Here is a 6639-nt window from a genome sequence, read left to right as displayed (position 1 = left end):
TACACGCTCGAATGCAATCCTCTTTATATCGGTCATGTCTCTCTCCTTGATCCAATTCCATGATATTGAAAGTGCTTACATACCCATTGCTGCCTTAATAGCCCAAATCAACCGCGAAAGTTGCATTCCTCGACTGTATTTGTGTCGTGGCGTGCATTGGTTCCCGAATCTCAGTTTAGCAACCCGGGACAACCTTCTTGCACGCTCCGGGTGCGGCAACGAAGAAAGGATAAGATGGCACTCTCCCCAATGGACTGGTAAAAGTTTGATACGCAAGGCAGAAGGCCTTCCCTTCACCACAGTCGCACTCCGCCAGCACCGTGTTCAAACCCGCGTAAAACAGCCCGTAAAGAAAACCGATGACGCCACCCAGCAGCGCGCCGGGGGCATTGCCAACGATCAAGCCGACGATTGCGCCAACAGCAGCATGGCCCAGGATGCCCACGACACCGAATAACTCCTTAACCCGATTCGCATCATTTCCCGTGAAACAGATAAACTCATACCCCAAGCCAAATCTGACGCTAGGCGGTCCACTTGAAAACCTTGGCATAATCACCTCCCTATAAGTCAATCCAACGATACAGAAGAGCTACAGGTCGTGGGGACCTCGCTCTGCTAACGCTGCCAGCAGGCGCGCTTTTTGCCATCGCACTTCAAACTTGATACCGGGCTCATTTGCACTGATGGGCACCGATACCCGCCTTGCAGTCCCAAATACCGAAGCTAGCCCCCATAAATTTATTGTCGCCACATTGAAACTCCAACAAACCAAGACTGTAGGTAAAGCAAGTGCTTGTTGTGCCTGGTGCCTGCGATGGTGGAGGAGGAGAACTTTGATTCGTCGTTGCAACAATAATCAGAGCAACCACAACGAGCACCGCTACTACGATGATCACTCCCAACAATGTGACTTCGCCCTTTTGATTCTTGATCATAGCCATGATGCTTCTCCTTTAGGTTGTTAACTAAATTGAAACCGAAGTACTAGGCTGGCCCGCGGATTGTGCCGGTGGGGCCTAATAGCGAAACAGAGAGCACCCCGACATAGTGTTTTGCGTCACAGTGCCATATATCCCATAAGGTGATTTGCCATAACTTGAATGCAATATCCTGTCTCATTTCACTTATTTCCTTATCCTGACATTCTGTGCCCGAGGGGAACACGGCACGCTAATGCACTATCCCTGAACAGAGCTTTGACCGTATCGAGCAGTAGGGGTGTACAGATGGTGGCAAAGGATACGCAGCGATCCAGCTTACCGAAGCTGTTCGCAAAGGGGCTAGTGGAGGTATTCGGGGCAAGCGAGCCATCTATCTTCCTTGATCGGGCTTGGCTTAAGAATATACGCAAAGCATTGCGGCTTAGCTGCGTGCTGTCAAGGCCCGGCGGGTGGCGATTGAAACCGAACTGATGGAGCAAATGTCATCTCTGCTCAGCGGGCGCATAAGCCGTTACCACATCAGTGCCGGGCTTAGTGTGTGATGTCCCCGTTTACAGCGCAGCGACTTTTTGTCGTGAATACAGAAAATTCAGCAGCCCGTATAAGGCGCTGCCTATCAGGCACAAATAGATTGGCGTGGAGATAAAGACCAGGCCCTCGGTAGAAGACAGGTCAGTGGGGACAGTGTGGCGGGCGGCCATATAGAGATAAACAGACAATGCGGCAATCAGTAGAGAAATAACCAAGCCCGCTTTCTGATATGGATTCGTTGGCCCTGTACCGGCAACTTTCTTGCCCAGCAGCGCCAACAATAAAAAGGGTGAAACCACAATCGCCCCCATAACCATGAGACTGAACGCCGTGAGCAGGACATCTTCCAGCATCAGACCAGTCCTCAGGTTGACAACAAATGCGCTTTTGGCACCCCGGCTGAGAAGGTAAAGAGGAATGGTCATGCCGAGAATCAGCACAAAAAGCTCGACCCTTCTGATGAGTTCGGCACTGCTAATACGAGTAGTCATGGCTGGAAACCTGAACGGGAACCTGGCCGCCATTCTGAATCAAATGGCGGCCAGCCGATACCGTTTTCCAGTTGCAGCGTGACTGGCTAGTCAGTTATCACAGAGGTTTTGGGCTTCAGCCACGTCCAGAGTGCCCTCGTAGATGGCGCGGCCGGTGATGGCGCCGAGAATGCCCTTATCAGCTACGGCGTGGAGGGCGACGATATCGTCCATGTTGGTGATGCCACCGGAGGCGATCACCGGAATGGAAGAGGCATTGGCCATGGCCACTGTGGCCTCGACATTGACGCCCTGCATCATGCCGTCGCGGTCGATGTCGGTGTAGACGATGGCGCTGACGCCATCGGCTTCAAAACGCTTGGCCAAATCGGTGGCGCGCACTTCCGTGACTTCGGCCCAGCCATCGGTGGCCACCAGGCCTTTCTTGGCATCGATACCGACGATGATATGGCCGGGGAACTGCTTGCACATCTCGGTAACGAATTCGGGCTCTTTCACTGCCTTGGTGCCGATAATCACGTATTCCACGCCGGCCTTCAGGTAGGCCTCGATGGTCTCGGCGCTGCGGATGCCGCCGCCGATCTGGATCGGCAGTCTCGGGTAGGCCTTGGCAATGGCGTTGACCACTTCCCCGTTGACCGGCTCGCCGGCAAAGGCGCCGTTCAGGTCCACCAGGTGCAGGCGGCGGGCGCCGGCTTCCACCCAGCGGGCCGCCATATCCACGGGGTTGCCGGAGAATACGGTGGAATCTTCCATGCGGCCCTGGCGCAGGCGCACGCACTGGCCATCTTTCAAATCAATTGCGGGGATAATCAGCACTGCTTAAATTCCTGTCTGTTCTGGGGTGGTCATTATCGTTATGGGGCGGCCAACCCGACGGGGTTATTCACCCAGCCAGGAGACGAAGTTGCTCAGCAACTGCAAACCGGCGGTGTGACTCTTTTCCGGGTGGAATTGCACCGCGAACAGATTGTCGCGCACCACCGCAGCGGCAAAGCGCACGGAATAGTCACAGGTGCCCGCCACCAGCTCGGGGCGGCTCTCGTCCACGTAGTAGCTGTGCACGAAGTAGAAGCGCGCGTCCTGTTCGATGCCGTGCCACATGGGGTGATCGATGGCCTGATGCACCCGATTCCAGCCCATGTGCGGAACCTTCAGCTTTTCGCCATTGGCGTCGCGGAGGTCGCGACCGAAAAAGCGCACCTGACCGGGCAGAATTCCCAGGCAGTCGACGCCGTTGTTTTCCTCACTGTGCTCCAGCAGCGCCTGCATGCCGACGCAAATGCCCAGCACCGGTTTGCCCTGTTTGACGGCCTTGGCGACGATGCGATCGAAACCGAGACGGCGAATTTCTCCCATGCAATCGCGAATGGCACCCACCCCGGGGAACACCACCCGATCGGCATCTTCCACTTCAGCGGCGTCGGAGGTGATGATCACTTCGGCGCGGGGCGCCACCAGTTCCAGTGCCTTGGACACGGAATGCAGGTTGCCCATGCCATAATCCAGCACAGCGATACGGGTACGAAAATCTGTCATAGGAATTACTGCTTAAAGGGTGCCCTTGGTGGACGGCATCACGCCGGCCATTCTCGGGTCCAGTTCCACGGCCATCCTCACTGCGCGGCCAAAGGCCTTGAAGATGGTTTCAATCTGGTGGTGGGTGTTGCTGCCACGCAGGTTATCAATGTGCAGGGTCACCCCGGCGTGGTTGACGAACCCCTGGAAAAACTCGTAGGCCAGGTCGACATCAAAACCACCGACGCGAGCGCGGGTGAAATCCACGAACATTTCCAGACCCGGCCGGCCGGAGAAATCCACCACCACCCGGGACAGCGCTTCATCCAGCGGCACATAGGCGTGGCCATAGCGGCGCAGACCTTTCTTGTCGCCCAGCGCCTGCTGGAATGCCTGGCCCAGGGTAATGCCGATGTCTTCCACGGTGTGGTGATCGTCGATGTGGGTATCGCCCTCGGCCCTGACGGCGATATCAATCAGGCCATGGCGGGCAATCTGGTCCAGCATGTGATCCAGGAAGGGCACGCCGGTTTCAAAGCTGGACTGACCGGTGCCGTCGAGATTGATCTCCACGGTAATCCGGGTTTCCAGGGTATCGCGACTGACAGCCGCCTTGCGTTGCGCCATGGGTCTCTCCAAAATTCTGCCCGCAGTTGTCGGGACGGCGTATTATAAAGCCCCCAACCCCACCCTTCCATAAGCAGTGTGAAGTCATTACACTGCCGAGTCCCTTTTCCTGGTTATTTGCGGCGATATGCGGTTGCGAAGCCCCAACATTTTGCTTGTCTGCCTGCTGGCCCTCACCACCCTGTGGTTGAGTGAAACAGCGGCGTCGCATATTCACCTGGATAATGACAGGGTCGGCTGTGAAATCTGCCACAGCGCCAACGGCGATGACGCTGCGCTGGAAAGCCGCCCGGCCGCTATCGACCTGCTCCCCGTGGCCGCGGTGTCGCTGTTTACTCTGGTCGCGGCACCTGTCCGCAACACCGCTGCCCCGCGCAACAGCCGCGCCCCGCCTTCCCCGATCTGAACTGACACAGCAAAAAAATCTTTTGAATCTCATTTCTGATTAGGGATGTTTGACCATGAAAAAATTCTTCGTGGCAGCGCTGGCATTAACCAGCCTGCCGGGCGTTCTGTCCGCCCAAGACCAACACCACACCGAATTGAATGAAGTGATCGTTTCCGCCTCACCGCTGGAAGAGGATGCCGCGGGAATCAACCAGGCCGTCAGCATTCTCAGTGGCGAGGAACTGCACAACAAGGCCGCCGCCACCATCGGCGAATCACTGAAAGATGAAGCCGGGGTCACCAGCTCCGGCTTTGGCCCCGGCGTCGGCAAGCCGGTGATTCGCGGCCAGAGCGATGGCCGGGTCAAAATCATGCAGGACAGCCTCGGCACCCTGGATGCCTCCACCGCCAGCGGCGACCACAGCATTACCACCGAGGCGCTGGTGGCCGAGCGCATTGAAGTACTGCGTGGCCCCGCCACCCTGCGCTACGGTAACGGCGCCATCGGCGGTGTCGTCAATGTCATCGACAACCGCATTCCCGACGAAGTACCGGAACAACTTCGCGGCGCCGTGGAGTACCGCCACAACACCGCCAATGACCAGAACAGCAATGTGTTCCTGCTGGAGGGCGGCCAGGGCAACTGGGCCTGGCACCTGGACGGCATGTACCGTGACAGCAACGACCTGGAAATCGAAGGCTTTGCCCAGGAGCCGGAACCCGGAGAAGAACCCGGCGAGCACGAAACCACCCGCGGCTTTATCGCCAACACCGATACCCAAGCCCACAGCGTTACCGGCGGTTTGTCCTGGGTGGGCGACGACGGCTTTATCGGCCTCGCCGTCAGCCGCCTGGAAAATCTCTATGGCATCCCCCCAGCCGTTCACCACCATGAAGATGAAGAGGATGAAGAGCCGGAACTGATCCGCATCGACCAGGAACAGACCAGGGTGGACCTGAAAGGCGAATGGGCCGATGTGCTGCCCGGCTTTGAACTGGGCCGATTCCGCCTCGGCTACAACGACTACGAACACATAGAAATTGAAGGGGGCGCCAAGGGCACCAAATTCACCAACGAAGCCTTTGAGGGACGCATTGAACTACTGCACCGGGAAATCGCCGGCTGGCGCGGCGCCATCGGCTCCCAGCTGGAAGATCGTCAGTTCGCCGCCATCGGCGAGGAGGCGTTCATCCCCAAATCGGATATCCGCCAGGGCGGTATTTTCTGGACCGGGGAAACCGAGATAGACGACTGGAGCTATGAACTGGGGCTGCGCCTGGATCGCCAGACCATCGACCCGCAGGGGGATTCGGACATCAGCCACAACACCCAAAGCCTGTCGGCGCGGGCCCTGTGGCAGTTAACCGATGAACACGCCCTGAGCTTCTCATTGACCCGCGCCCAGCGCGCCCCGGCGGTTGAAGAGCTATTGTCCAACGGACCCCACCACGCCAGTGAATCCTTTGACCTGGGGGATAGCGATCTGGACGAGGAAACCAGCCACAACCTGGAGCTGGGCTACCGCTACGAGGGTCCGGTGGAACTGAACCTCAACCTGTTCTACAACGCCATCGACGATTTCATCTTCAAGAAAAATACCGGTGCCTTTGATCCTGATGAGGAATTGCCCATCTACCAATTCCAGCAGGAAGACGCCACCTTCCGCGGTATTGAAGCGTCACTGGGCATTCCCGTGGGCGAGCGCTGGCAGGTCGAACTGTTCAGTGACTACGTGCGCGCCAAACTGGATAGCAGTGGCGATGTGCCCCGCATTCCACCGCTGCGCTACGGCATGGCGCTGGATTACACCGCCTACAGCTGGAATGCCGGTGTGCGCCTGACCCAGGCCAACGACCAGAGTCACGCCGGCGAGTTTGAGCCTGACACCGACAACTACACCCGGCTGGACGCCCACCTTCACTACCACATCAATACCCCCCAGGGTGACTGGCTGTTATTTGTGAAAGGCACCAACCTGCTGGACGAGGAAATTCGCAACGCCACCTCCTATCTGCGCGATATCGCCCCGGAATCAGCCATGAGCCTGGAACTGGGCGCACGCTACAGCTTCTAATCCCTGAGCCTGCGCCTCGCGCAGGTAAACAAAGTCGGTGATTGCGGGTTACATGATTCCCGCAAT

The 6639-nt window shown here is 57.5% G+C and carries 8 protein-coding genes; 3 read left to right on the top strand and 5 right to left on the bottom strand.

Going from position 1 to position 6639, the window contains the following annotated elements; translation table 11 throughout:
* Nucleotides 1-457, top strand: a 457-nt coding sequence (locus ABY948_RS10425) for a hypothetical protein (RefSeq protein ID WP_461482475.1), incomplete at its 5' end; no start/stop codon positions are given.
* A 217-nt stretch (nucleotides 458-674) separates the two neighbouring features.
* Here the strand turns inward: ABY948_RS10425 and ABY948_RS10420 are convergent.
* From ABY948_RS10420 to hisB, 5 genes are all read right to left on the bottom strand, one after another.
* Nucleotides 675-944 (bottom strand): hypothetical protein, encoded by a 270-nt coding sequence (locus tag ABY948_RS10420; protein ID WP_461482474.1) that lies wholly within the window; start codon nucleotides 942-944, stop codon nucleotides 675-677.
* Between the two features lie 551 nt (nucleotides 945-1495).
* Entirely contained in the window at nucleotides 1496-1966 is a 471-nt protein-coding gene (locus tag ABY948_RS10415; RefSeq protein WP_461482473.1) for a hypothetical protein, read from the bottom strand.
* A gap of 90 nt (nucleotides 1967-2056) precedes the next feature.
* The gene (gene hisA / locus ABY948_RS10410) at nucleotides 2057-2785 is read right to left on the bottom strand and encodes a 1-(5-phosphoribosyl)-5-[(5-phosphoribosylamino)methylideneamino]imidazole-4-carboxamide isomerase (protein ID WP_461482472.1); all 729 of its coding nucleotides are present in this window, start codon (nucleotides 2783-2785) and stop codon (nucleotides 2057-2059) included.
* Between the two features lie 63 nt (nucleotides 2786-2848).
* On the bottom strand, nucleotides 2849-3505 hold the full coding sequence (hisH, locus tag ABY948_RS10405) for an imidazole glycerol phosphate synthase subunit HisH (protein WP_461482471.1): 657 nt from the start codon (nucleotides 3503-3505) through the stop codon (nucleotides 2849-2851).
* Nucleotides 3506-3517: 12 nt separating this feature from the next.
* Nucleotides 3518-4111 carry an imidazoleglycerol-phosphate dehydratase HisB gene (hisB, locus tag ABY948_RS10400; protein ID WP_461482470.1) on the bottom strand — a complete coding sequence of 198 codons (594 nt, stop codon included), beginning with the start codon at nucleotides 4109-4111 and terminating at the stop codon, nucleotides 3518-3520.
* A gap of 127 nt (nucleotides 4112-4238) precedes the next feature.
* On the opposite strand from hisB, the gene ABY948_RS10395 reads away from it, so the two are divergent.
* Together ABY948_RS10395 and ABY948_RS10390 are read left to right on the top strand one after the other, a co-directional pair.
* Nucleotides 4239-4517 (top strand): hypothetical protein, encoded by a 279-nt coding sequence (locus ABY948_RS10395; RefSeq protein ID WP_461482469.1) that lies wholly within the window; start codon nucleotides 4239-4241, stop codon nucleotides 4515-4517.
* Between the two features lie 55 nt (nucleotides 4518-4572).
* Nucleotides 4573-6573, top strand: coding sequence for a TonB-dependent receptor (locus tag ABY948_RS10390; RefSeq protein ID WP_461482468.1), 2001 nt, complete (start codon nucleotides 4573-4575; stop codon nucleotides 6571-6573).
* The last annotated feature ends 66 nt before the right edge of the window (nucleotides 6574-6639 follow it).

The organism is Porticoccus sp. (assembly GCF_041592135.1).
Lineage (GTDB): Bacteria > Pseudomonadota > Gammaproteobacteria > Pseudomonadales > Porticoccaceae > Porticoccus.
Note: the sequence above shows the minus strand (reverse complement) of the source record. Positions and strands in the feature narration are given on the sequence as shown.

Bases quoted from the DNA above. Each gene is read 5' to 3' on its own strand.
- hisH (WP_461482471.1), bottom strand. From the start codon at position 3,505: ATGACAGATTTTCGTACCCGTATCGCTGTGCTGGATTATGGCATGGGC.
- hisB (WP_461482470.1), bottom strand. From the start codon at position 4,111: ATGGCGCAACGCAAGGCGGCTGTCAGTCGCGATACCCTGGAAACCCGG.
- ABY948_RS10390 (WP_461482468.1), top strand. From the start codon at position 4,573: ATGAAAAAATTCTTCGTGGCAGCGCTGGCATTAACCAGCCTGCCGGGC.
- ABY948_RS10420 (WP_461482474.1), bottom strand. From the start codon at position 944: ATGGCTATGATCAAGAATCAAAAGGGCGAAGTCACATTGTTGGGAGTG.
- ABY948_RS10395 (WP_461482469.1), top strand. From the start codon at position 4,239: ATGCGGTTGCGAAGCCCCAACATTTTGCTTGTCTGCCTGCTGGCCCTC.
- ABY948_RS10415 (WP_461482473.1), bottom strand. From the start codon at position 1,966: ATGACTACTCGTATTAGCAGTGCCGAACTCATCAGAAGGGTCGAGCTT.